This is a genomic window from Dietzia natronolimnaea, assembly GCF_002289575.1.
Taxonomy (GTDB): Bacteria; Actinomycetota; Actinomycetes; order Mycobacteriales; family Mycobacteriaceae; genus Dietzia; species Dietzia natronolimnaea_A.
Window position 1 is genome coordinate 22,883 of record NZ_NTGA01000020.1, and the last position, 22,193, is coordinate 45,075.

General features: G+C 70.5%; 27 protein-coding genes. 18 read left to right on the forward strand and 9 right to left on the reverse strand.

Translation table 11 applies throughout. The features are described from left to right. Positions 1–72: 72 nt before the first annotated feature. The 9 genes from CEY15_RS11620 to CEY15_RS11660 are packed head-to-tail and all read left to right on the forward strand — an operon-like array spanning position 73 to position 10,253. The gene (locus CEY15_RS11620) at positions 73–1,692 is read left to right on the forward strand and encodes a carboxyl transferase domain-containing protein (RefSeq protein ID WP_095718591.1); all 1,620 of its coding nucleotides are present in this window, start codon (positions 73–75) and stop codon (positions 1,690–1,692) included. An 8-nt stretch (positions 1,693–1,700) separates the two neighbouring features. Further along, positions 1,701–3,803, forward strand: coding sequence for an acetyl/propionyl/methylcrotonyl-CoA carboxylase subunit alpha (locus CEY15_RS11625; RefSeq protein WP_017836279.1), 2,103 nt, complete (start codon positions 1,701–1,703; stop codon positions 3,801–3,803). After that, positions 3,796–4,941 carry an acyl-CoA dehydrogenase family protein gene (locus CEY15_RS11630; protein ID WP_095718592.1) on the forward strand — a complete coding sequence of 382 codons (1,146 nt, stop codon included), beginning with the start codon at positions 3,796–3,798 and terminating at the stop codon, positions 4,939–4,941. Before CEY15_RS11625 ends, CEY15_RS11630 begins: the two co-directional genes overlap by 8 nt. Positions 4,942–4,958: 17 nt before the next feature. Further along, on the forward strand, positions 4,959–5,468 hold the full coding sequence (locus tag CEY15_RS11635; RefSeq protein WP_017836281.1) for a MaoC family dehydratase: 510 nt from the start codon (positions 4,959–4,961) through the stop codon (positions 5,466–5,468). Further along, positions 5,465–6,325, forward strand: a complete 861-nt coding sequence (locus CEY15_RS11640) for an HpcH/HpaI aldolase/citrate lyase family protein (RefSeq protein ID WP_017836282.1) — start codon at positions 5,465–5,467, stop codon at positions 6,323–6,325. Before CEY15_RS11635 ends, CEY15_RS11640 begins: the two co-directional genes overlap by 4 nt. A gap of 54 nt (positions 6,326–6,379) precedes the next feature. Continuing rightward, the gene (locus tag CEY15_RS11645) at positions 6,380–8,029 is read left to right on the forward strand and encodes an AMP-binding protein (protein ID WP_095718593.1); all 1,650 of its coding nucleotides are present in this window, start codon (positions 6,380–6,382) and stop codon (positions 8,027–8,029) included. 25 nt (positions 8,030–8,054) lie between these two features. Further along, on the forward strand, positions 8,055–8,831 hold the full coding sequence (locus CEY15_RS11650) for a CoA transferase subunit A (RefSeq protein WP_095718594.1): 777 nt from the start codon (positions 8,055–8,057) through the stop codon (positions 8,829–8,831). Next, positions 8,831–9,502 (forward strand): 3-oxoacid CoA-transferase subunit B, encoded by a 672-nt coding sequence (locus CEY15_RS11655; RefSeq protein WP_095718595.1) that lies wholly within the window; start codon positions 8,831–8,833, stop codon positions 9,500–9,502. Before CEY15_RS11650 ends, CEY15_RS11655 begins: the two co-directional genes overlap by 1 nt. 31 nt (positions 9,503–9,533) lie before the next feature. After that, positions 9,534–10,253: a CPBP family intramembrane glutamic endopeptidase gene (locus CEY15_RS11660; RefSeq protein WP_095718596.1), complete on the forward strand. Its 720-nt coding sequence runs from the start codon at positions 9,534–9,536 to the stop codon at positions 10,251–10,253. A 7-nt stretch (positions 10,254–10,260) separates the two neighbouring features. Here CEY15_RS11660 and CEY15_RS11665 read toward each other — a convergent pair whose 3' ends face one another. The 5 genes from CEY15_RS11665 to rpmB all read right to left on the reverse strand — a co-directional run bounded on the left by CEY15_RS11665 (position 10,261) and on the right by rpmB (position 12,368). Further along, the gene (locus tag CEY15_RS11665) at positions 10,261–11,205 is read right to left on the reverse strand and encodes an AEC family transporter (protein WP_095718597.1); all 945 of its coding nucleotides are present in this window, start codon (positions 11,203–11,205) and stop codon (positions 10,261–10,263) included. A gap of 183 nt (positions 11,206–11,388) precedes the next feature. Continuing rightward, a complete protein-coding gene (rpsR, locus tag CEY15_RS11670) occupies positions 11,389–11,646 on the reverse strand; it encodes a 30S ribosomal protein S18 (protein WP_017836288.1) in 258 nt (85 codons plus the stop codon). 10 nt (positions 11,647–11,656) lie between these two features. After that, complete coding sequence (gene rpsN / locus CEY15_RS11675; RefSeq protein ID WP_017836289.1) at positions 11,657–11,962, reverse strand: 30S ribosomal protein S14; 306 nt, start codon at positions 11,960–11,962, stop codon at positions 11,657–11,659. A 3-nt stretch (positions 11,963–11,965) separates the two neighbouring features. Beyond that, positions 11,966–12,130 (reverse strand): 50S ribosomal protein L33, encoded by a 165-nt coding sequence (gene rpmG, locus CEY15_RS11680; RefSeq protein WP_017836290.1) that lies wholly within the window; start codon positions 12,128–12,130, stop codon positions 11,966–11,968. A gap of 1 nt (position 12,131) precedes the next feature. Beyond that, the gene (gene rpmB / locus CEY15_RS11685) at positions 12,132–12,368 is read right to left on the reverse strand and encodes a 50S ribosomal protein L28 (RefSeq protein ID WP_007632788.1); all 237 of its coding nucleotides are present in this window, start codon (positions 12,366–12,368) and stop codon (positions 12,132–12,134) included. Positions 12,369–12,726: 358 nt separating this feature from the next. Here rpmB and CEY15_RS11690 point away from each other — a divergent pair, with 358 nt between their 5' ends. The 7 genes from CEY15_RS11690 (at position 12,727) to CEY15_RS11720 (ending at position 17,656) form a co-directional block, all read left to right on the forward strand. Then, positions 12,727–12,987 carry a type B 50S ribosomal protein L31 gene (locus CEY15_RS11690; RefSeq protein WP_095718598.1) on the forward strand — a complete coding sequence of 87 codons (261 nt, stop codon included), beginning with the start codon at positions 12,727–12,729 and terminating at the stop codon, positions 12,985–12,987. A gap of 65 nt (positions 12,988–13,052) precedes the next feature. Continuing rightward, a complete protein-coding gene (gene rpmF, locus CEY15_RS11695; protein ID WP_017836292.1) occupies positions 13,053–13,223 on the forward strand; it encodes a 50S ribosomal protein L32 in 171 nt (56 codons plus the stop codon). Between the two features lie 176 nt (positions 13,224–13,399). Continuing rightward, positions 13,400–14,083 carry a response regulator transcription factor gene (locus CEY15_RS11700; protein WP_017836293.1) on the forward strand — a complete coding sequence of 228 codons (684 nt, stop codon included), beginning with the start codon at positions 13,400–13,402 and terminating at the stop codon, positions 14,081–14,083. Continuing rightward, positions 14,083–15,474 (forward strand): HAMP domain-containing sensor histidine kinase, encoded by a 1,392-nt coding sequence (locus CEY15_RS11705; RefSeq protein WP_095718599.1) that lies wholly within the window; start codon positions 14,083–14,085, stop codon positions 15,472–15,474. The genes CEY15_RS11700 and CEY15_RS11705 overlap by 1 nt, the downstream gene beginning before the upstream one ends. Before the next feature lie 75 nt (positions 15,475–15,549). Continuing rightward, the gene (locus CEY15_RS11710) at positions 15,550–16,893 is read left to right on the forward strand and encodes a S1C family serine protease (protein ID WP_095718600.1); all 1,344 of its coding nucleotides are present in this window, start codon (positions 15,550–15,552) and stop codon (positions 16,891–16,893) included. After that, the gene (locus tag CEY15_RS11715) at positions 16,890–17,465 is read left to right on the forward strand and encodes a MogA/MoaB family molybdenum cofactor biosynthesis protein (protein ID WP_095718601.1); all 576 of its coding nucleotides are present in this window, start codon (positions 16,890–16,892) and stop codon (positions 17,463–17,465) included. Before CEY15_RS11710 ends, CEY15_RS11715 begins: the two co-directional genes overlap by 4 nt. Then, entirely contained in the window at positions 17,462–17,656 is a 195-nt protein-coding gene (locus CEY15_RS11720; protein WP_095718602.1) for a hypothetical protein, read from the forward strand. Before CEY15_RS11715 ends, CEY15_RS11720 begins: the two co-directional genes overlap by 4 nt. A gap of 35 nt (positions 17,657–17,691) precedes the next feature. On the opposite strand, the gene mscL is transcribed toward CEY15_RS11720, so the two are convergent. The 4 genes from mscL to CEY15_RS11740 form a co-directional block, all read right to left on the reverse strand. Next, on the reverse strand, positions 17,692–18,120 hold the full coding sequence (gene mscL, locus CEY15_RS11725) for a large conductance mechanosensitive channel protein MscL (protein WP_017836298.1): 429 nt from the start codon (positions 18,118–18,120) through the stop codon (positions 17,692–17,694). 100 nt (positions 18,121–18,220) lie between these two features. Then, positions 18,221–18,658 carry a hypothetical protein gene (locus CEY15_RS11730; RefSeq protein WP_095718603.1) on the reverse strand — a complete coding sequence of 146 codons (438 nt, stop codon included), beginning with the start codon at positions 18,656–18,658 and terminating at the stop codon, positions 18,221–18,223. A 157-nt stretch (positions 18,659–18,815) separates the two neighbouring features. Continuing rightward, entirely contained in the window at positions 18,816–19,181 is a 366-nt protein-coding gene (locus tag CEY15_RS11735; protein WP_081615121.1) for an FmdB family zinc ribbon protein, read from the reverse strand. A gap of 59 nt (positions 19,182–19,240) precedes the next feature. After that, positions 19,241–19,804, reverse strand: a complete 564-nt coding sequence (locus tag CEY15_RS11740) for a 5-formyltetrahydrofolate cyclo-ligase (protein ID WP_095718604.1) — start codon at positions 19,802–19,804, stop codon at positions 19,241–19,243. A 74-nt stretch (positions 19,805–19,878) separates the two neighbouring features. Between CEY15_RS11740 and CEY15_RS11745 the strand changes: the two genes are divergently transcribed. Next, the gene (locus tag CEY15_RS11745) at positions 19,879–20,778 is read left to right on the forward strand and encodes a UTP--glucose-1-phosphate uridylyltransferase (RefSeq protein WP_017836302.1); all 900 of its coding nucleotides are present in this window, start codon (positions 19,879–19,881) and stop codon (positions 20,776–20,778) included. Between the two features lie 144 nt (positions 20,779–20,922). After that, on the forward strand, positions 20,923–22,182 hold the full coding sequence (gene glp, locus CEY15_RS11750) for a molybdotransferase-like divisome protein Glp (RefSeq protein WP_095718605.1): 1,260 nt from the start codon (positions 20,923–20,925) through the stop codon (positions 22,180–22,182). The last annotated feature ends 11 nt before the right edge of the window (positions 22,183–22,193 follow it).

The window sequence follows — 22,193 nt, forward strand, 5'->3', positions numbered from 1 at the left end:
CTGGACATCTGTGAGCCAGGGCACTATGGTCGAACTCAGTTAATCCGACTTAACTGAAAGGGAGCGGCGCTGATGTCTTCCGCGACCACCGATCGCCCGTCCACCGCAAGCTCGTCCACCGACAACCCGCCCACCAACCGCCAGGCGCACGAGGAGCTGCTCGCCGACCTCCGCGACCGCCTCGAGCGGGCCGCGATGGGCGGCGGCGAGAAGGCCCGGGCCCGGCACCTCGAGCGCGGCAAGCTCCTCGCGCGCCAGCGGGTCGACGTGCTGCTGGATCCGGGTAGCCCGTTCCTCGAGCTGTCACCCCTGGCGGCGGAGGAGATGTACGGGGGCAAGGCGCCCGGCGCCGGCGTGGTCGCCGGGATCGGGCGGGTGTCGGGCCGCGAGTGCCTGGTGATCGCCAACGACGCGACCGTCTCCGGCGGTACCTACTACCCGATGACCGTCAAAAAGCACCTGCGCGGCCAGGAGGTGGCGTTGGCCAACAACCTGCCGTGCATCTACCTGGTGGACTCGGGCGGAGCGATGTTGCTCCAACAGGACGACGTGTTCCCCGACCGGGACCACTTCGGCCGCATCTTCTACAACCAGGCCACCATGTCGGCCCAGGGGATCCCGCAGATCGCCGCGGTGATGGGGTCGTGCACCGCCGGCGGCGCCTACGTCCCCGCGATGAGCGACGAGGCCGTGATCGTGCGCAACCAGGGCACGATCTTCCTCGCCGGTCCGCCGCTGGTGAAGGCCGCCACCGGCGAGGAGGTCACCGCCGAGGAGCTCGGAGGCGGCGACCTGCACGCCAAGACCTCGGGTGTGGTGGACCACCTCGCCGACGACGACTATGACGCACTCATGAAGGTCCGCGAGATCATCGCGACCTGCCCGCCTGCCCCCGAGCCGGAATGGGAGGTCCTCGAGCCCCGCGAACCTGTGCGTCCGCAGACGGACCTCTACGACCTGGTCCCGGTGGACTCCCGGCAGCCCTACGACGTGCGCGACATCATCGGGACCGTCGTCGACGGTGGCGAGTTCACGGAGTTCAAGAGGGACTACGGCACGTCGATGGTCACCGCGTTCGCCCACATCCACGGTCATCCGGTGGGGATCATCGGCAACAACGGCGTCATCTTCTCCGAATCCGCGCTCAAGGGCGCGCACTTCATCGAACTGTGTGATCGCCGCAAGATCCCGCTGGTCTTCCTCCAGAACATCACCGGCTTCATGGTCGGTCGTCAGTACGAAGCGGGCGGCATCGCCAAGAACGGCGCCAAGATGGTCGCCGCGGTGGCGTGCGCGCGCGTGCCCAAGTTCACGATCGTGGTGGGCGGGTCCTTCGGCGCCGGCAACTACTCCATGTGTGGCCGCGCCTACTCGCCGCGATTCCTGTGGATGTGGCCCAACGCCCGGATCGCCGTGATGGGCGGGCCCCAGGCCGCGGACACCCTCGCCTCGGTGCGCGCCGCGCAGGTGACCAAGTCGGGCGGGGAGTGGACCGACGAGCAGCAGGCGGAGTTCACCGCGCCCATCCGCGAGCAGTTCGAGGAGCAGTCCACCGCCTACTACTCCACGGCCCGCCTCTGGGACGACGGGATCATCGACCCCGCCGACACCCGCACCGTCCTCGGTCTGGCCCTCGCGGCCGCCGCCAACGCCCCCCTCCAGCCGGTCAACAACGGCGTCTTCAGGATGTGAGTAGCCCCATGTCAGAGGAACTGTCCCAGAAACTCCACACCGTTCTGGTGGCCAACCGCGGGGAGATCGCCTGCCGCGTGATCCGCTCCCTGCGGGCAGCGGGGATCCGCTCGGTCGCCGTCTACTCCGACGCGGACGCCGACGCCCTGCACGTGCGCATGGCCGACGCGGCGGTCCGCCTGGGCCCGGCGCAGGCCTCGGAGTCCTATCTCGACATCGACAAGGTGATCGACGCCTGCCGCCGGACCGGCGCGCAGGCGGTCCACCCGGGCTACGGGTTCCTGTCGGAGAACTCCCGGTTCGCGCGGGCGCTGGAGGAGGCCGGCCTGATCTTCGTGGGGCCACCGGCCACCGCCATCGAGACCATGGGCGACAAGATCACCGCCAAGGCGGCGGTGTCCGCCCGGGACGTGCCGACCGTGCCCGGGATCTCGCGGCCGGGACTGACCGACGACGAACTGGTGGCCGGCGCCGACGAGGTCGGATACCCGGTCCTCGTCAAGCCGTCTGCGGGCGGCGGCGGCAAGGGCATGCGACGCGTCGAGCGACCCGAGGACCTGCGCGCCGCGCTCGACTCCTCCCGACGCGAGTCCGCGGGTGCGTTCGGCGACGACACCCTGTTCCTCGAGCGGTTCGTCGACACCCCGCGACACATCGAGGTCCAGGTCCTCGCCGACACCCACGGCAACGTCATCCACCTGGGAGAGCGTGAGTGCTCGCTGCAGCGCCGCCACCAGAAGGTCATCGAGGAGGCGCCCAGCGCGCTGCTCGACGAGGTCACCCGCCAGCGGATCGGTGCCGCCGCGTGCGACGCGGCCCGCTCGGTCGGCTACGTGGGTGCGGGCACGGTCGAGTTCATCGTCTCGGCCCACGCCCCGGACGAGTTCTTCTTCATGGAGATGAACACCCGGCTCCAGGTCGAACACCCGGTCACCGAGATGGTCACCGGCGTGGACCTGGTCGACTGGCAGGTCCGCATCGCCGCGGGCGAGGAACTGACGCTGCGCCAGGAGGACGTGACGCTCACCGGTCACGCGATCGAGGCCCGCGTCTACGCGGAGGACCCGGCCAAGGGCTTCCTTCCGACTGGCGGCACCGTGCTCGGGCTGGAGGAACCCGCGGGCGACGGCATCCGCGTGGACTCCGGCCTGCGCGTCGGCACGGTCGTCGGCAGTGACTACGACCCGATGCTCGGCAAGGTCATCGCCCACGGCGCCGACCGGGCCGAGGCGCTGGCCCGGCTCGACGCCGCGCTCGCCGACACCCACGTGCTGGGCCTGCGGACCAACATCGACTTCTGCCGGTTCCTGCTCTCCCAGCCGGAGGTCGTCGCCGGTGACCTCGACACAGGACTACTCGACCGGACTCTCGACGACTACACCGCGACCCCGGCGCCCGAGGGCGCCCTGGTCGCGGTGGCCATGCACCGCACCGAGGAGCGCTGGGCCCGCGTGCCGGCCGCCCGGCGGGGGCCGTGGGACGTCCCCAACGGCTGGCGGGTCGGCGGGCGCGCCGAGGTGTGGACCCGGTTGGACTCCGGTCCGGGATCGGCGGCCGTCACCGTCGGTCTCAGGGGAACACCCGACGACGCCGAGGTGACCATCACCGACGCCACGATCGGCTCCACGGCCGAGCCCGAGGTCTCCTCGCGGCACCGGGCCCGGGTCGCCCGGGACGGCCGGTCGCTGCGACTGACCGTTGACGACACCCAGCAGCGCTGGACCGTGGTGCGCTCGACCGCCCCCAGATCATCGGACACCTACTGGGTCGCCGGGGACGGCGGCACCTGGGACCTGCGGCTGCTCCCGTTGATCGACTCCCGGATCCACGACGCCGGTATGTCGGACGGCCAGATCCTCAGCCCCATGCCCGGTTCGGTCATCGCGTGCTTCGCCGCCGACGGCGACGAGGTGACCGCGGGACAGAACGTCCTGGCCGTCGAGGCCATGAAGATGGAGCACTCCCTGGCCGCGCCGATCGACGGCGTGGTCCGGCTGAACGTCACCACCGGCGAGCAGGTGCCCGCCGACCACCTGCTCGCGACGGTCGAGCCCCACCCCTCAACCCCCGACCCCTCCACCGAGGAATCCGAAGGAGAAGGCAATGCCTGAGTTGGAAGAGCACTACGCCGACCTGAAGTCGACGGTCGCCGAGTTCGCCGACAAGGTGGTCGCCCCCGCCTCGGCCGAGCACGACCGCAACCACACGTTCCCCTACGAGATCGTGGCCGGGATGGGGGAGATGGGCCTGTTCGGGCTTCCCTTCCCCGAGGAGTTCGGCGGCATGGGCGGCGACTACTTCGCCCTGTCCTTGGCCCTCGAGGAACTGGGCCGTGTCGACCAGTCCACCGCCATGACCCTCGAGGCCGGCGTGGGCCTCGGGGCGATGCCGATCTACCACTTCGGTACCGACGAGCAGAAGAACACCTGGCTCCCCGATCTCGCGGCCGGGAAGACGCTCGCGGGCTTCGGGCTCACCGAGCCCGGTGCGGGGTCGGACGCAGGAGCCACCAGGACCACCGCCAAGCGGGACGGCGACGAGTGGGTGGTCAACGGCAACAAGCAGTTCATCACCAACTCGGGCACCGACATCACGTCGCTGGTCAACGTCACCGCCGTGACCGGCATCCGCGATAACGGCAAGAAGGCCATCTCGACCATCATCGTCCCGTCCGGCACGCCCGGCTTCACGGTCGAGCCGGCCTACGACAAGGTCGGGTGGAACTCCTCCGACACCCATCCGCTGACCTTCTCCGACGTGCGGGTCCCGGCGGAGAACCTGCTCGGGGAGGAGGGGCGCGGGTACGCGAACTTCCTGTCGATCCTCGACGAGGGCCGCATCGCGATCGCCGCGGTGGCCACCGGCGCCGCGCAGGGGTGTGTGGACGAGTCGGTCAAGTACGCGCGTGAGCGCGAGTCGATGGGCCAGAAGATCGGGTCGTTCCAGGCGATCGCCTTCAAGATCGCCCGCATGGAGGCCCGCGCCCATACCGCGCGCTGCGCCTACTACGAGGCCGCTCGCCTCATGCTGGCCGGCAAGCCCTTCAAGAAGGAGGCCGCCATCGCCAAGATGGTCTCCTCCGAGGCGGCCATGGACAACGCCCGGGACGCCACCCAGATCCACGGCGGCTACGGGTTCATGAACGAGTACCCGGTGGCACGGCATTACCGCGACTCCAAGATCCTCGAGATCGGCGAGGGCACCACCGAGGTGCAGCTCATGCTGATCGCGCGGGGACTCGGGTTGTGAGTGAGAAGGTTGAGGCCATGACAGACCAGCGCAAAGAGGTCGTCCAACGCGGACTGTGGTTCGAGGAGTACGAGGTCGGCACGGCGTACCTCCACCGCCCGGGCCGCACCATGACCGAGACGGACAACGTCCTGTTCACCACGCTCACGATGAACACCCAGGCCCTGCACCTGGACGCCGCGTGGTCGGCCGAGCAGCCCGGTTTCGGCGGCGAGCGGCTCATGAACTCCATGCACACACTGTCGACGCTGGTCGGGCTGTCGGTCGCGCAGCTCACCCAGGGCACGATCGTGGCCAACCTCGGGTTCTCCGAGGTCACCTTCCCCAAGCCGGTTCTGCACGGCGACACCCTCTACGCCGAGACGGTGTGCACGGACAAGCGGGAGTCGAAGTCGCGGCCGGGAGAGGGCATTGTGACGCTCGAGCACATCGGCCGCAACCAGCACGGTGACGTGGTGGCCAGGGCCGTCCGCAAGACGCTGGTTCGTAAGCGTCCGGCCGACCAGGTGGGGGAGGGAACGGCATGACCCCGGCCTGGATCCCGCCGGGCCCGGCGCTGCTGTTCTGCCCGGCCGACCGCCCCGAGCGGTACGGCAAGGCGGCCGAGCGGGCGGACGTGGTGATCGTCGACCTGGAGGACGCGGTCGCCCCGGACGCGCGACCGGCCGCCCGGGAGGCGCTCGTGGCCTCCGACCTGGATCCGGAGCGGACGATCGTCCGCGTCAACCCCGTCGACACCGAGGACCACTCCGCGGACCTCGAGGCCCTCGCCGCCACGGGCTACCGTTGCGTCATGCTCGCCAAGACCGAGTCGGCGGCCCAGGTCGCCGACGTCCACGCCGCCATCGGCGCGGCGGTCCTGGCACTGGTGGAGACCCCCCTGGGAGTGATCCGCGCCGGGGAGATCGCCGCCGCCCCCGGCTGCGCCGGGATGATGTGGGGCGCCGAGGACCTCCTGGCCGCCATGGGCGGGTCGACCAGCCGATTCTCGGCAGTCGAGGCCGGTGGCCCCCGGGTCGCGGGGGAGTACCGCGACGTCCCCCGGCACGCGCGTGCGCAGGTCGCGCTCGCCGCGGCCGCCTTCGGTCGGTGGGCGGTGGACTCGGTCCACCTCGACATCGCCGACGAGGCCGGTCAGCGCGCCGAGGCGCTCGACGCCGTCGCCCTGGGCTTCGTGGCCACGGCCTGCATCCATCCGTCCCAGGTGGCGGTGGTGCGACAGGCCTACGCGCCCGACGACGACGAGGTGGCCTGGGCCCGGAAGGTTCTCGACGCCGCCCGGAGCAACCAGGGCGTCTTCCGGCTGGACGGCCGCATGGTCGACGGTCCCGTCTTCCGTCAGGCCGAGGCGACGATGCGTCGCGCCGCGGCCGCCACGACCTAACGCCCCGACACCTCGACACCCCGACACCCCGACAGACCGCCAAGGAGCACCGAGATGACCACCTCCGATCTCGATTCCACCCCACTGGACCCCGCGCTCTCCCACACCCGGGGGGACACCGACGTCCCGCTGCTCACGCAGACGATCGCCGACAACCTGGCCGCCACGGTCGCGCGATTCGGTGACCGCGACGCCCTCGTCGACGTGCAGGCCGGACGCCGGTGGACCTACGCGGAGTTCCACGCCGACGTCCGTCGCCTGGCCTCGGGTCTGCTGCGGCTCGGGATCCGGACCGGCGACCGCGTGGGGATCTGGTCCCCCAACCGCTGGGAGTGGGTGATGATCCAGTACGCCACCGCCGAGATCGGGGCGGTGCTGGTCAACATCAACCCCTCCTATCGGGTCCACGAGCTCGAGTACGTGCTCACTCAGGCGGGGATCAAGGCCGTGGTCGCCGCGCCTCAGTTCAAGGACTCGGACTACACCGGCATGCTGTCCCAGGTCCAGCCGAACTGCCCGGACCTGGAGGTGGTGGTGCTGTTCGGCGACGAGGAGTGGGAGTCCATGATGTCGGGGCCCACCGACGCCGACGAGCTGGCCGGGATCCGTGCGGGTCTCGGAGCCGGCGATCCCATCAACATCCAGTACACCTCGGGCACGACCGGCTTCCCCAAGGGCGCCACCCTCTCGCACACCAACATCCTCAACAACGGGTTCTTCGTGGGGGAGACGATCAACTACTCGGAGGTGGACCGGGTCTGTATCCCGGTGCCCTTCTACCACTGCTTCGGCATGGTGATGGGCAACCTCGCGTGCACCACCCACGGGTCATGCATGGTGATCCCGGCGCCCGCGTTCGACCCCGCGGCCTCGCTGCGGGCGGTCGCGCAGGAGAAGTGCACGAGCCTGTACGGCGTGCCGACGATGTTCATCGCCGAGCTCGCGCTCGAGGACTTCGACTCCTACGACCTGTCCTCCCTGCGGACCGGCATCATGGCGGGCTCGCCCTGCCCGGAGGCGACCATGCGTCAGGTGATCGACCGGATGAACATGGAGGAGGTCTCGATCTGCTACGGCATGACCGAGACCTCCCCGGTGTCCACCCAGACCCGGGCCGACGACTCGCTGGACCGCCGCGTCACCACCGTGGGGCGGGTCGGTCAGCACCTCGAGATCAAGATCGTGGACCCGGAGTCGGGTGAGACCCTGCCGCGCGGCGAGGCGGGGGAGTTCTGCACCAAGGGCTACAGCGTGATGATCGGGTACTGGAACGAGCCGGAGAAGACCGCCGAGGCACTCGACGCCGACGGGTGGATGCACACCGGCGACATCGGGGAGATGGACGCCGACGGCTATGTGAGGACCACCGGCCGCATCAAGGACATGGTGATCCGCGGGGGCGAGAACATCTACCCGCGTGAGGTCGAGGAGTTCCTCTACACCCACCCCGACATCCTCGACGCCCAGGTGATCGGGGTCCCGGATCCGAAGTACGGTGAGGAACTGATGGCGTGGATCCGGCTCAAGCCCGGACGCGACGACCTGACCGCCGAGGAGGTCCGGGACTTCGCGACCGGCAAGCTGGCCCGTCACAAGATCCCCAGGTACATCCACGTGGTGGACGAGTTCCCCATGACCGTCACAGGGAAGGTCCGCAAGGTCGACATGCGCAAGACGGCGATCGAGATCCTCGGCATCGCCTGACAGCCCACATTCAAGGAGGACGAGTATGTCCAGCAAGATCATGACCGCGGAACAGGCCGTCGCGGACATCCCGGACGGGGCGTCGATCGCCGCCGGCGGTTTCGGCCTCTGCGGGATCCCGCAGGTCGTCATCGAGTCACTCGCGGCCCGCGACGTCGGGGACTTCGAGGTCTTCTCCAACAACGCGGGTGTCGACGGCAAGGGCCTCGGCATGCTCCTGGAGACCGGCAAACTGCGACGCATCGTCTCGTCGTACGTCGGGGAGAACAAGGAGTTCGCGCGGCAATACCTGTCCGGTGAGCTCGAGGTCGAGCTGACGCCGCAGGGCACCCTCGCCGAGCGGATGCGGGCGGGCGGCTCCGGGATCGGGGCGTTCTACACGCGCACCGGCGTGGGCACCTACGTGGCCGACGGCGGGATGCCGTGGAAGTACGACTCCGAGGGCGGGGTCGCGCTGGCCTCCCCACCCAAGGAGACCCGGGAGATCCGGGGCGAGACCTACGTGCTCGAGCAGGCCATCGAGGCCGACTTCTCGCTCGTGCGGGCCGCGGTCGCGGACCGCAGCGGAAACCTGCGGTTCAACCTCACCGCCCGCAACTTCTCGCCGCTGGCCGCCATGGCCGGTCGGGTGTGCATCGTCGAGGCCGAGGAGATCGTCGAGGTCGGAGAACTGGCTCCCGACGACATCCACCTGCCCGGCATCTTCGTGCACCGCCTGGTCGAGCTCACCCCGCAGCAGGTGGAGCAGACCAAGTGGATCGAGAAGACCACCACCAACCCGCCCTCGGAAGGACAGCGCTGATGAGCACTCCCGGCACGCCCGCCCGACTCGGACGCGACCGCAAGGCCATGGCCGCCCGCGCGGCCCTCGAGCTCTCGGACGGCCAGTACGTCAACCTGGGGATCGGTCTGCCGACGCTGGTGCCCAACTACGTCCCCGAGGGCGTCAACGTCACCCTGCAGTCGGAGAACGGCCTGCTCGGCATCGGCCCCTACCCGCACCCGGACGATGTCGACCCGGACCTGATCAACGCCGGCAAGGAGACCGTCACCACGCTGCCCGGCTCGTCGATCTTCGACTCCGCGATGAGCTTCGGCATGATCCGCTCGGGGAAGATCGACGTGGCCATCCTCGGCGCCATGGAGGTCAACCCGGCCGGCGACATCGCCAACTGGATGGTCCCCGGGGCCATGGTCAAGGGCATGGGTGGCGCGATGGACCTCGTGGTGGGCGCCCGCCGGATCGTCGTGGTGATGGACCAGCTGGCCAAGAACGGCTCGTCCAAGATCGTCTCGGAGATCTCCCTGCCGCTCACCGGCCTGGGGTGCGTGGACCGCATCATCACCGAACTCGGGGTCTTCGACCGCGACTCCGACGGGCTGACCCTGATCGAGCTGGTCGACGGGGTGACCCTCGATCAGGTCGCCGCCGCCACGGCAGCCCCGTACCGGGTCGCCGAGGGGCTGCAGTGATCGAGGGGCTGCGGTAATCACGCCACCACCCGTGCCCGCCGCCGGCCTCTGGATCACACCGGTCAGGGGCCGTGCGGCGCTCTCTGCGTTGGCCTGGACCGCCGGGTATGTGGTCGGTCTCGTCGTCGTCGTCCTCCTCGGACTCCTCGTCGCGAACGTTGTGGGTACCGCGCGTCCCGACACCGCGTTGCTCGCCCTCGTGGTGCTCGGCGGCACGGCGGTCGCGGCGCTGCTCGCGGTGTGGGTGCACCTGCTCCGTCGACGCGGGTTGCGCTGGGCCGACGTGGGGCTGCGCGCCCCCGAGCGGTCGCCGTTGCACCTGCTGTGGCAGATCCCGGCCGTGATGGCCGCGGGGGTCGCCGCGTCCATGGTCGTGCTCATCCCCCTGGGGGCCGGGCAGGAGGGCTCCGACGACGCCCTGGCGGACCTCGCCACCGGCGGGCCCGTGTTCGTGGTGCTGGGATTGCTCGCCGTGGCGGTGCTCGTCCCCGTGGCCGAGGAGGTGGTGTTCCGGGGGATCGTCCTGCCCGCCCTGCGTGCGCGGTTCCGGGCCGTGCCGGGGGTCGCGCTGGCGGGGGCGGTCTTCGCCGCGGCGCACCTGATCCCGCCCGCCCTGCCGTACCTGCTGGTCGTGGGGATCTGTCTGTGCGTGATGGCGCAGTGGTACCGGTCGATCGTCCCGGGGATCGTGCTCCACGGGGTCAACAACGCGGTCGTCTTCGCCGGCATCGTGGCGGCGGGCGCGACCTGAGCAGGTCTCAGGCCAACAGCGCGGACACCAGCAGCAGGACGGGGAGCGACCCGAGGGTGGTGAGGACCGCCGAGTCGCGGGCCAGCAGCGTCCCGTGCCCGTACCGGGTGGCCACCACGAGGACGTTCTGCGCGGTGGGCAACGCGGCGGCGACCACCACCGTGAGAAGCTCGTGACCCTGCATGCCCATCAGCCCGGCGCCGATGGCGTACGCGAGCACGGGGTGGGCGACGAGCTTGAGTGCGCTCGCGAGGAAGATCTCCCGGCGGGGCGAGGCGCCGGCCTCGAGCACCTTGACTCCGTAGAGCGACATGCCGAACACCAGCAGGGCGCCGGGGACGGAGATCTGGCCGACCAGGTGCACGGGCTCCAGGAGAGTCTCGGGCGGCGTCCAGGGCAGGGCGGCGACGACGACGCCCGCGAGCGCAGCGAGGACGATCGGGGTGCGGACCGACTGCAGTAGCGCACCGAGCGCGCCCCCGTCCCCGCCGCCGTCCGACCCCTCGGCCCGCGCGGCCCGCTCCAGCACGGCGATGGCGACCGGTTGGAGGACCACCACCTGGAAGAGCAGCAGCGGCATGACGAACCCGAGGTCCCCGAGGACGTACAGCGCGATGGGGATGCCGAGGTTGGCGGAGTTGACGTAGCCGGCGGACAGGGCACCCACCACGAGGTCCGCCGCCGGGCGCTTGAGCCACAGCCGGGCGATCGCCACGTACAGGACCGCGACGATGATCGCCGACACCGCGGACACCACGAACACGCCGGTGAAGACCTGGTCGAGGGTGGTGCGGGCGAGGGAGTCGAACAGCAGTGCCGGGGTGGCGACGTAGAAGACGAGCCGGTTGAGCACCAGGTGCGCGTCCGTGCCGAGGACCAGGGTGCGGGCGAGTATCCAGCCCAGCGCGACCAGCGCGACGATGACGGCGAAGCCGTTGAGGACGCCGGCCACGGGTGGACTCCTGGTGTCGGGGAGGGGAGGGGGAGAGGGGAGCGGTAGGCGCGGTAACGCCGATCGGGGTCGCGCACTCCTGCGTGAGGAGGCACGACCCCGATCGGGTTGCTGTTGCCTGAGTCGGCGGCTAGAGGCCGCAGGCGGGACGGGCGGTCCGGTTCACCCGCGCCGAGTGGTGACTCAGCGGCTGGTGAACGGCAGCAGGGCCATCTCGCGGGCGTTCTTGACCGCGACGGCGACCTGACGCTGCTGCTGCGGCGTGAGGCCGGTGACCCGACGCGAACGGATCTTGCCGCGATCGGAGATGAACGTACGGAGGGTGTTGACGTCCTTGTAGTCGACCGTCTCGATACCCGCGACCTTCAACGGGTTCTTCTTGGGGCGACGACCCTCCTGGGCACGGACCTTCTTGGACGGGGTGCTACGCGCTTTTGCCATGATTACCTACTCACCAACTCGACTTCGTGACACCGGGCAGCTCGCCACGGTGGGCCATCTCGCGCATCCGGACGCGGGAGAGACCGAACTTGCGGAGGTAGCCGCGCGGGCGGCCGTCGGCGACGTCGCGGTTACGCACCCGCACGGGCGAGGCGTCACGCGGCATCTTGTTGAGCGCGGTCTGGGCGTCCATGCGCGCCTCGTCCGTGCTCTCGGGGTTCTTGATGATCGCCTTGAGCTCGGCGCGCCGCTCGGCGAACCGGGCCACCTTGGCCTTGCGCTGCTCGTTACGCGCGATCTTTGACTTCTTGGCCACGGGTCAGCGCTCCTCTCGGAATTCGACGTGCTTGCGGACGACCGGGTCGAACTTCTTGAGGACGATGCGGTCCGGGTTGTTACGGCGGTTCTTGCGGGTCACGTACGTGAACCCGGTACCGGCCGTGGACTTGAGCTTGATGATGGGTCGGACATCGTTACGTGCCATCTCAGATCTTCTCCCCACGGGCGCGGATACGGGCCACGACGGCCTCGATGCCATCGCGGTCGATGGTCTTGATGCCCTTGGTGGAGACGGTCAACGTGACGCGACGTCCCTCGGAGGGCAGGAAGTAGCTACGACGCTGGATGTTCGGGTTCCAGCGACGGTTGGTCCTGCGGTGTGAGTGCGAGACGGACTTGCCGAAACCCGGCTTCCGTCCCGTTACCTGGCAATGCGCCGACATGGCGTGGTTCTCCTTCCGCCTCCTCGTACGGTGGCGCGTGAGGGTCGCAACTGGGTGTCGGCCTGAACCGAGCAGTAGTGGACCGTCACGTCGCGGGCACCGTGAGAGGCGATAGCAAACGTGCAGACAACAGCGATGGTCTAGTTTACGGCCCGACCGCGTGAAACGGTAATCGGCACGTCAACGCCGGTGACGAGGGCGGGCGAGGCGCGCGAATTGGGTACCCGGTCATCGTACGGGTACGATCTACCGATGCGTGTGCTGATACCGGGATCCCCGGTTCGGCCACTGGCACTCGCGCGTCCCTGACGGGGCGGGCGCCAGACCCAAGACTTCTACCGAGCTAGAGGGATCCAGTATGAAGAACGACATCCACCCCGACTACCACCCGGTGGTCTTCCAGGACTCGGGCACGGGCACCAAGTTCCTCACCCGCTCCACCGCCAAGAGCGAGCGGACCGTCGAGTGGGAGGACGGCAACTCGTACCCGCTGATCGTGGTCGACGTGACCAGTGAGTCGCACCCGTTCTGGACCGGCGCGCAGCGCGTCATGGACACGGCCGGCCGTGTCGAGAAGTTCCAGCGCCGTTACGGCAACCGCACCCGTCGCACCAAGTGAGCCGTGGGCCGGTGGTGCGCCGCCGGTCCTCCCACACACCCGAGACCTAAGAGGACGTAACAGTCATGGCAGTTCCGAAGCGTCGCCTCTCGCGCGCCAACACCCACTCCCGCCGCTCGCAGTGGAAGGCCGAGAACCCGGCCCTCCAGGAGACCAAGATCGACGGCCGCCCCGTGGTGCTGCCGCGTCGCCTGGTCAAGGCCGCCAAGCTCGGCCTGATCGACCTCGACCGCTGACCGCGGTCCACTGAGCCCTGCGGCGCCCGCGCGCCGCTCGCACACGCCCGGTCACGAGCCCGGCGGGTCCACCCCGACCCGCCGGGCTCGTCGGCGTCTGCACATCGTGAGCGCGATGCACATCGGTCGCGGTGTTCCTCAGCCGAGGTTCAGGGATGTGGGAGAGACTGCCCCGTATGAAGATCCTCGTTGTGGACGACGACCAGGCCGTGCGCGAATCCCTGCGCCGCTCCCTCACGTTCAACGGTTACACGGTGGAGCTCGCGGGGGACGGGGTCGAGGCGGTCGAGCGACTCGACACGAACCGTCCGGACGCGGTGATCCTCGACGTCATGATGCCCCGGCGCGACGGTCTCGAGGTCTGCCGGATACTCCGGAGCCGCGGTGACGATCTCCCGGTACTGATGCTGACCGCGCGCGACGCGGTGTCCGAGCGGGTGGCGGGGCTGGACGCGGGTGCCGACGACTACCTGCCCAAGCCGTTCGCCCTGGAAGAACTCCTGGCCCGGCTCCGGGCGCTGCTGCGCCGTCGGGGCCCCGAGGCCGAGGACGTCGACGAGGTGCTGGAGTTCGAGGACCTGCGGATGGACCTGGCGACGCGTGAGGTCAGCCGGGGGGACCGCCGGATCCAGTTGACGCGCACCGAGTTCTCGCTGCTCGAACTGCTCCTGCACCATCCTCGTCGGGTCCTCACCCGGAGTCACATCCTCGAGGAGGTGTGGGGCTACGACTTCCCCACGTCGGGTAACGCGCTCGAGGTCTACATCGGATACCTGCGCCGCAAGACCGAGGGCGAGGGGGAGAGTCGACTGATCCACACCGTGCGGGGTGTGGGGTACGTGTTGCGCGAGACGCCGTAGTGCCAGCCCGCACGGTGGGGTGGTCCTCCACGCCGATCTCCCTGCACCAGCGGGTCACCCTGTTGGCGGCGAGTTCGGTGGGCGTCGCGGTGGCGTTAATGGCCGTCGCGGCGTACTTCGTCGTGTCCGGGTCGATGTACAGCGAGGTCAACAACCGGCTCCAGCAACAGGCCGATCAGCTCGTCAACAGCCAGCTCGCCTCGGAGTTCGCCCTCCAGTCACGCAGCACTCTCATCGCGCTGCGGGCCTTCAACCCCAACCTGGACGCGCAGATCGTGGCCCCCTCCGGTGTGCGGACGGCCACCGGCGAACCGTTCCAGATCGGCGGCCCGGAGATCGCGGTGGTGCGGGGCGAGGCCGACTCGAGTCTGAGGACGGCCGGGGGAAAGCAGATCTATGCCGTGGGTGTCCGTGACGGCTCGACACTCATCCTCGCGCAGGATCTGGGCCCCACGAGGGCGGCGCTGAACCGCCTGGCGATAGTCCTGACCCTGGTGGGCGCGGCCGGCATCGCGCTGGCGGCGGTGGCCGGGACGGCGGTCGGGCGCACGGGTCTGGCCCCGGTGGCCCGGTTGACCCGGGCGGTGGAGAGGATCGCCCGGACCGATGACCTGCGGCCCATCCCGGTCGCGGGCGACGACGAGATCGCCCGACTCACCGCGAGTTTCAACCAGATGCTCGTCGCGCTGGGGGAGAGCAGGGAGCGACAATCGAGGCTCGTGGCCGACGCCGGTCACGAGCTCAAGACGCCCCTGACCAGCCTGCGCACCAACGTGGAGCTGCTGATCGCCGCGAGCAGGCCGGGGGCGCCGACGATCCCGGACGCGGACAGGGGTGCGCTCGAGGTCGACGTGGTCGGTCAGATCTCTGAGCTCACCCAGCTCGTCGGGGACCTGGTCGAACTGGCCCGGGAGGATTCCGGGGATGTCGAACTGGAACCGGTCGCGGTGTCGGAGGCGGTGGAGCGGGCTCTCGAGCGGGTCCGTCGGCGGCGTCACGACGTGCACTTCGACGTGGAGCTGGCGCCCTGGTACTCGTTCGGTGACAGTGCGGGCATCGAGCGTGCGGTCCTGAACATCTGCGACAACGCGGCCAAGTGGAGCCCCACCGGGGGAACGGTGACGGTACGGATGACCCCGGTGTCGGACTCGGTCGTGGAGCTGACCGTCGCCGACCAGGGTCCGGGCATCCCCGAAGCGGACAAGGAGCTGGTCTTCGACCGGTTCCACCGGTCGCGGGAGGCGCGCGCGATGCCGGGTTCGGGGCTCGGGTTGGCGATCGTCCGTCAGGTGGTCACCAGGCACGGGGGGACCGTGGAGATCCACGACGCGGACGGCGGGGGCACCGAGGTGCGCATGACCATCCCCGGAAGCGACCGGCCCCCGAGCTGAACAGTTCCTGAACCGGCCGGTGGCGGCGCCGGTGGTCTCAGCGGGCACACAGCGCGGTGAGGAAGCATGGCCCCCATGGAGAACGAGAACGATCGGGGAACAGGTGATCCCCGGCCCGGCGACGAGTGGGCCTCGGGCCCGGGCGCGGGCGGGCACACACAGCATCAGTACGGACAGGGCCAGTACGGACAGGGCCCGCTGGCGCAGGGCCAGTACGGACAGGGCCAGTACGGACAGGGGCAGTACGGGCACGTTCAGCCCGAGCAGGGATGGGGTGGCCCGGGCGCCCAGGCCGCGGCACCGCCCCCGAACCCCCCGCACGGCGGCGCGGACACCGGGACGGCCGCTCCCGCCAGGTCGGGGCGGGGCCTGCTGGTCGCGGGCCTGGTGGCGGCGATGCTGGTCTCCGGTGGCCTCGGCGGGTGGATAGGCGCCACGGTGGCCGGCGGGGGCGACGGCGCGAGGCTCGCCTCCCCGATCTCCGCCGCGCAGCCCGAGAGCCAGGCCGCGGACGGGACCGTCGAGTCCGTCGCGGACACGGTGCTGCCGAGCGTGGTCTCTATCGATGTCCGTGGGCAGGCCGGGCGCGGTGAGGGATCCGGCGTGATCCTGACCCCGGACGGTCTGATCATCACCAACAACCACGTGATCGCGTTGGGTGCCGCCGGCGGACAGATCGAGGTGCGCTTCCACGACGGGTCGAGGGCCCCGGCGACGATCGTCGGTACCGATCCGGCGACAGACATCGCCGTGATCAGGGCGGAGACCGACCGGTCGCTCACCCCGATCGCACTCGGGTCCTCCGCGACCCTCGACGAGGGCCAGGCCGTCGCCGCCGTCGGCTCTCCGCTCGGTCTGTCCGGCACCGTGACCACCGGCATCGTCTCCGCGCTCGACAGGCCGGTGCGCGCCGGCGGTGCGCAGTCCGACCAGAGCACGGTGATCGATGCTATCCAGACCGACGCCGCGGTCAATCCCGGCAACTCCGGTGGCGCACTGGTCAACATGAACGGCGAGTTGGTGGGCATCAACTCGGCCATCGCGTCGCTGGGATCCGGGAACGCGGGATCCATCGGCCTGGGCTTCGCCATCCCGGTCGACCAGGCCCGGCGGATCGCGGACCAGCTGATCAAACAGGGTTTCGCCACCCGTGCGGTGCTCGGGGTCACGGTGAGCGACCAGCGGGACATCAGCGGCGCGCTGGTGCGCACCACCGAGGCGGGGGGACCCGCCGAGCAGGCGGGCATCGAGGAGGGGGCGGTGATCACCGGTGTCGGTGACCGGGTGATCGAGAGCGGCGACGCGTTGGTCGCCGCCATCCGCTCGAGGGCTCCGGGGGAGACGATCTCCGTCACCTATGCTTCTCGTGTGGGCGATCAGCCGACGACTGTCGACGTGGTACTGGGAGAGGCGAGATGAGCACGAGATTCGACCCGAGGTCTCTGCCCGGTGGGCGCAGGCTCCAGGCTGACGTGGATTTCGACCCCTCGGCCACCGAGCCGGCGGACACTCCCATCGCCGGTCGCGCGATGGTCGTGGTGGTCACCGACCGGTTGGACGGCCGGGAGGATTCGATCGGCCCGCTGGTCACCGAGTTGCTCGAGGAGGAGGGGTTCCTGGTGGGCGGCGTCGTGGGAGTGGCCTCCGACGAGGCCGAGGTCCGCAAGGCACTCGAGACCGCGGTGGTCGGCGGGTTCGACTTCGTGGTGACCGTCGGCGGCACCGGAGTCGGACCGCGGGACATCACCCCCGAGGTGACGGAGGAGATCCTCGACCAGCGCCTGCCCGGCATCGCCGAGGCCGTCCGGTCGTCAGGTCTCACGGCCGGAGCCGTCGACTCGATCGTCTCCCGCGGTCTGGTCGGGGTGTCCGGCAGCACGGTGGTCGCCAACCTCGCGCCGAGTCGCGCTGCGATCCGTGACGGGATGGCGACGCTGTGCCCGCTGGTCTCGTACGTGGTGGCTCAGCTGTCGGCGATCGACGAGTGGTGACCGACCGGCGGGTCGAGGACGGCGGGCCGCGGGACAGTGCCCGGATAGACAGCGCCCGGACCGCCAGCGCCCGGATCGATGAGGTGTTCGGCGAGGTCCTGCCTCGGACCACCTCCGACGAGGTCCGCGACCGGGACGGCCGGCTCGGCGACGACTGGTGGAGGGAGCAACGCCCGCCCCACCACGGGTGAGCTGCCCGGGGCGCGGGGTCAGGACTAGTGCGGGGTCAGGACTCGCCGGACGGGTTCCGCGGGTCCGAGGGATGGCTGAGCGGACGCCCGGCGAGCAGGTCGCGGATCTCCACCAGGAGGTCGTTGTCCGAGGCGGGGGCATCCACACCCTTGCGCTTGGCGGCGGCCTCCTTCAGCTTGTTCATCGGCCCCACCAGGACGAAGTAGATGACCGCGGCGATCAGCAGGAAGTTGATGATCGCGGTGAGCAGCAACCCGAAGTCCATCCGGGTCTCGGGGTTGTTGTCCAGTAGTTGGACGGCGAACCCGATCTCGCTGTTACCACCCAACAGCGCGATGAGCGGGTTGATGATCGCGGTGGTGAAGGCGTCGACGATCGACGCGAACGCCGTGCCGATGACCACGGCGACCGCCAGGTCGATCACGTTGCCCTGCATGATGAAGTCTTTGAAGCCCTTGAGCATCCTGCACCCCTCCCTGGAGACGCGGCGTGGTCCACCGCGTGCGCGTGCGTGCGCGCCGATCTGAACCGCAGGGACGTTACCAGCACGATCCGTGTCGAGGTCACCCGTGCACCAGGATCGCCAGCGGGGTCCCGGCGGCGTGGGAGGCCACCCGGGCGGCGTCGGATTCCGGTACCTCGACGAGGATCGACCGGCTCCCGCCCCGGCCGGACGGGGTGTCGGCGACGCGGGCGGCGCGCGCGATCACCAGCGGCCCGCCGGGCGAGTCCGGGTCGACCGTGCCGATCAGATCCACGAGGTCACCAGCGCTCAGGAGGTCGGCGACTGACGGGTCCGCCAGGGGGACCGGGACCACCCGCACGTTCCGGTTGTCGGCGTGATGACGGGGGACCGCCGTCGGCGGCGCCGGCACCTCCGCCGGGGACTGACGTGCGACGACCGGCGCGGCGATCACCAGTGCGGCGGCCAGGGCGATCCGTGCGGCCCGTCGACGCCGCCACCGCCGCGGGGCGGGTGGCGACGTGAGGATTCGGCGCATCTCGGTCCCCTCGGTCGGTCGCCCGCGCCGCCGGTGAGCGGCGCGGTGTCGAGGAGACCGTATCGGGGCGAGGGGGAGAACCCGGGCCGCATGAGGGGGCCGGGAGGGGCGCCTGTGGACCGGGGGCGCCCTGTGGAGGGACGGTGTCGGGTGCCCGTTACGACGACGAGGACGCGCTCGAGGAGGCGGGGGAACTCGACGAGCTCGAGCCGGATGTCGACCCCGCCGACGAACCTGAACTCGACGAGCCGGACCCTGAGCTCGACGAGCCCGAGTCGGACTTCCCCGAGCCCGAGTCGGTCTTGCCCGAAGCCGAGCCGCCCCCGGACCCCGAACCCGCCCCGGCGGCGCGGCTGTCCGTGCGGTAGAAGCCGGAGCCCTTGAAGACCACGCCGACGGTGTTGAACAGCTTGCGCAGGCCGCCCTCGCACTGCGGGCAGACAGTGAGCGAGTCCTCCGTGAAGGACTGCTGGATGTCAAAGGCGACGTCGCAGTCGCGGCACCGGTACGAATAGGTGGGCATCTGGCCTCCGGGGCAGAGTCGGCTAACGGCTAGCACTCTACCCTCCAGAGTGCCAGTCGTTAAAAGTCGAGGACTCCGTGCGGGGTGACCACGCCGGTCACGGGCCGATCGTGGGGCTCCACGGGGAGGTGCTCGAGCACGTCCTCCCGGTCCAGGACCGCCAGCAGCCGGGTGTGCGGACGGGCCAGCGCGAGCGTCCGGTCGTAGTATCCGCCGCCGCGGCCGAGCCGGGCACCGGTGTGGTCGACGGCGACCGAGGGCACCAGGACGAGATCGGCGTCGGCGATCCGCTCCGGGGGCCACGGCGGCGCGGACGGCACCGGGATGCCGAACCGGCCCGGACGCAGATCCGCCGACCCGGCGTACGCCGCCCACCCCAGCGGGCCGGCCGCGGGGGAGACCGGCAGGAGCACCTGCGCCCCCGCCAGGGCGAGCGCCTCGGGTAGATCCGCTCCGCCGGCCTCGTCGTCGTCGGGAACGAACGCGCAGACCACCATGCCCTCCGTCACCAGGGAGGCCAGATGGTCGCGGATCGCCCGGTCCCGCTCCGTCCGAACCGATGTGGGCACCGCGGCGCGTCTCGCGCGCACCGCGCGACGTACCGCGGACTTGTCCGGTGTCATCACCCCAGTCTGCCCGTGGTGTGTCGCCGGCGCTCCGGAGGTCGGGGCCCAGTGCTCCGTCTAAGGTGTACGGCATGACGTCCACCACCTCGCCCGACTCGCAGTTCCGCACCGCGGTCGTCCCGGCCGCCGGCCTCGGGACCCGGTTCCTGCCCGCCACCAAGACGGTCCCCAAGGAGCTGCTCCCCGTGGTGGACACCCCGGGTATCGAGCTCATCGCGGAGGAGGCGACCGAGGCGGGGGCGGGCCGGCTCGCGATAGTGACCTCCGAGCGCAAGGTCGGGGTGATGGCGCACTTCTCCGAGGACCAGGTTCTCGAGGACACGCTGTCCGACCGGGGCAAGGACGTCCTGCTGCATAAGGTCCAGCGGGCCCCCGGGCTCATCGAGGTGGTGGACGTCCGCCAGGACGAGCCGCTGGGTCTGGGGCACGCGGTCGCGCAGGTGGAGTCGGTGCTCGGGGACGAGGAGCAGGCCGTCGCCGTGCTCCTGCCGGACGACCTGGTGCTGCCGTTCGGGATCCTGGGCCGGATGTCGCAGGTCCGCGCGGAGCGGGGTGGCAGCGTCCTGTGCGCGTTCGAGGTGAGCCCGGAGGAGGTCTCCTCGTACGGGGTGTTCGAGGTCACCGACACGGACGACCCGGCGGTCAAGCAGGTCCGTGGCATGGTCGAGAAGCCGGCCGCCGAGGACGCGCCGTCCAATCTCGCGGCGGCCGGACGGTACGTGCTCGACCGCGCGATCTTCGACGCACTCCGGCGCATCGAGCCGGGCGCCGGCGGGGAACTGCAGCTCACCGACGCGATCGACCTGCTGATCAACGAGGGGCACCCGGTCCACGTGGTGGTCCACGACGGCACCAGGCACGACCTCGGCAATCCCGGTGGCTATATCAAGGCCTGCGTGGACTTCGCCCTGGACAACCCGGCCTACGCCGACGAGCTCCGCGAGTGGCTCGGCGGGCGACTCGACCACTGACGCCGGGCGCCGTCACGGAATGGCGCCACGGAATGGCGCCGTGCGGGCGCTACCCTCTCCCACAAGGACCCGGCGGTCGGTCCGGCACGCCTGGCATGACACCGCCGCACGGTCAGCGACTTTGGTACGGGAAGGGGACACCTGGTGCGCTCCGTCGAGGAACAGCTCGCACTGGTGACGGCGGCCGCGGTCGCCCCGAGACCGGTACGCGTGTCGATCTCCGAGGCGCAGGGCCTGTTGTGTGCCGAAGAGGTGGTGGCCGAGCGCCCGCTGCCCTCCTTCGACCAGTCCGCGATCGACGGGTACGCGGTCCGCAGTGTCGACATCCGGGTCGGCGGCCAGGCCGACGACCCGGGTGAGAAGCCCGCCGGGCCGGCTGGTCTGCCCGTCGTCGGCAGGATCACCGCGGGATCCCGTCAGCCGACCCGGCTCCAACCCGGCCAGGTCGTCCGCGTGGACACCGGTGCGCCGCTGCCGACCCTGGCCGACGCGGTCCTCCCGGTCGGCTGGGCCGTCGCCGAGGGCCAGCGCATCAGCCCCACCCGCACCGTGGCCAGCGGGGAGTACGTCCGCCGCGTGGGCGACGACGTCCAACCGGGCGACGTCGCGGTGCGCGCGGGGGCCATCATCGGGCCGGCCCAGGTCGGCCTGCTCGCCTCCGTGGGGCGCTCCAAGGTCCTCGTTCACCCCAAGCCCCGCATGTCCGTGATCTCGGTCGGCGACGAACTGCTCGACGTCGACGGCAATCCCGGCACCGGCCAGGTCTACGACGTCAACTCCTACGCCCTGACCGCGGCGGGCCGCGACGCCGGGGCCGACGTGCACCGGGTCGGGATCGCCAGCACCGAACCGTCGAGGCTGCGCGAGGTCCTGGAGGGTCAGCTCGTGCGCAGCGAACTCGTGGTGGTCTCCGGCGCCGCCGGCGGCGAGGCCACCACGCGGATCCGCCAGGTCATGGAGGAGCTCGGGCAGATCGAGGTCAACCGCGTGGCCATGCATCCCGGATCGGTCCAGGGGTTCGGGCGGCTGGGTCGTGACGAGGTCCCCACCTTCCTCCTGCCGTCGAACCCGGTGAGCGCCCTCGTCGTCTTCGAGATCATGGTCCGGCCACTGATCCGCATCGCGTTGGGCAAGCGTCAGCCCATGCGCCGGACGGTCCGCGCCCGCACCGTCGCCCCCATCTCCTCGGTGGAGGGCAGGCGCGGCTACCTGCGCGGACAGCTCATGCGAGACACCGACACCGGCGAGTACCTGGTGCGGGCGCTCGGCGGCGCGCAGGGATCCTCCACGCACCTGCTCGCCTCGCTCGCGGAGGCGAACTGCCTCGTGGTGATCGACCCCGACGTCTCCGCCGTCCGGACCGGTGACGAGGTGGACGTGATGTTCCTCGCCCAGCGCGGCTGAGCCGATCCGGG

Coding starts and splice junctions, on each gene's coding strand:
- CEY15_RS11620 (WP_095718591.1), top strand. CDS start 73: ATGTCTTCCGCGACCACCGATCGCCCGTCCACCGCAAGCTCGTCCACC.
- CEY15_RS11625 (WP_017836279.1), top strand. CDS start 1,701: ATGTCAGAGGAACTGTCCCAGAAACTCCACACCGTTCTGGTGGCCAAC.
- CEY15_RS11630 (WP_095718592.1), top strand. CDS start 3,796: ATGCCTGAGTTGGAAGAGCACTACGCCGACCTGAAGTCGACGGTCGCC.
- CEY15_RS11635 (WP_017836281.1), top strand. CDS start 4,959: ATGACAGACCAGCGCAAAGAGGTCGTCCAACGCGGACTGTGGTTCGAG.
- CEY15_RS11640 (WP_017836282.1), top strand. CDS start 5,465: ATGACCCCGGCCTGGATCCCGCCGGGCCCGGCGCTGCTGTTCTGCCCG.
- CEY15_RS11645 (WP_095718593.1), top strand. CDS start 6,380: ATGACCACCTCCGATCTCGATTCCACCCCACTGGACCCCGCGCTCTCC.
- CEY15_RS11650 (WP_095718594.1), top strand. CDS start 8,055: ATGTCCAGCAAGATCATGACCGCGGAACAGGCCGTCGCGGACATCCCG.
- CEY15_RS11655 (WP_095718595.1), top strand. CDS start 8,831: ATGAGCACTCCCGGCACGCCCGCCCGACTCGGACGCGACCGCAAGGCC.
- rpsR (WP_017836288.1), bottom strand. CDS start 11,646: ATGGCAAAAGCGCGTAGCACCCCGTCCAAGAAGGTCCGTGCCCAGGAG.
- rpmG (WP_017836290.1), bottom strand. CDS start 12,130: ATGGCACGTAACGATGTCCGACCCATCATCAAGCTCAAGTCCACGGCC.
- rpmB (WP_007632788.1), bottom strand. CDS start 12,368: ATGTCGGCGCATTGCCAGGTAACGGGACGGAAGCCGGGTTTCGGCAAG.
- CEY15_RS11690 (WP_095718598.1), top strand. CDS start 12,727: ATGAAGAACGACATCCACCCCGACTACCACCCGGTGGTCTTCCAGGAC.
- rpmF (WP_017836292.1), top strand. CDS start 13,053: ATGGCAGTTCCGAAGCGTCGCCTCTCGCGCGCCAACACCCACTCCCGC.
- CEY15_RS11700 (WP_017836293.1), top strand. CDS start 13,400: ATGAAGATCCTCGTTGTGGACGACGACCAGGCCGTGCGCGAATCCCTG.
- CEY15_RS11710 (WP_095718600.1), top strand. CDS start 15,550: ATGGAGAACGAGAACGATCGGGGAACAGGTGATCCCCGGCCCGGCGAC.
- CEY15_RS11715 (WP_095718601.1), top strand. CDS start 16,890: ATGAGCACGAGATTCGACCCGAGGTCTCTGCCCGGTGGGCGCAGGCTC.
- mscL (WP_017836298.1), bottom strand. CDS start 18,120: ATGCTCAAGGGCTTCAAAGACTTCATCATGCAGGGCAACGTGATCGAC.
- CEY15_RS11730 (WP_095718603.1), bottom strand. CDS start 18,658: ATGCGCCGAATCCTCACGTCGCCACCCGCCCCGCGGCGGTGGCGGCGT.
- CEY15_RS11735 (WP_081615121.1), bottom strand. CDS start 19,181: ATGCCCACCTATTCGTACCGGTGCCGCGACTGCGACGTCGCCTTTGAC.
- CEY15_RS11740 (WP_095718604.1), bottom strand. CDS start 19,804: ATGACACCGGACAAGTCCGCGGTACGTCGCGCGGTGCGCGCGAGACGC.
- CEY15_RS11745 (WP_017836302.1), top strand. CDS start 19,879: ATGACGTCCACCACCTCGCCCGACTCGCAGTTCCGCACCGCGGTCGTC.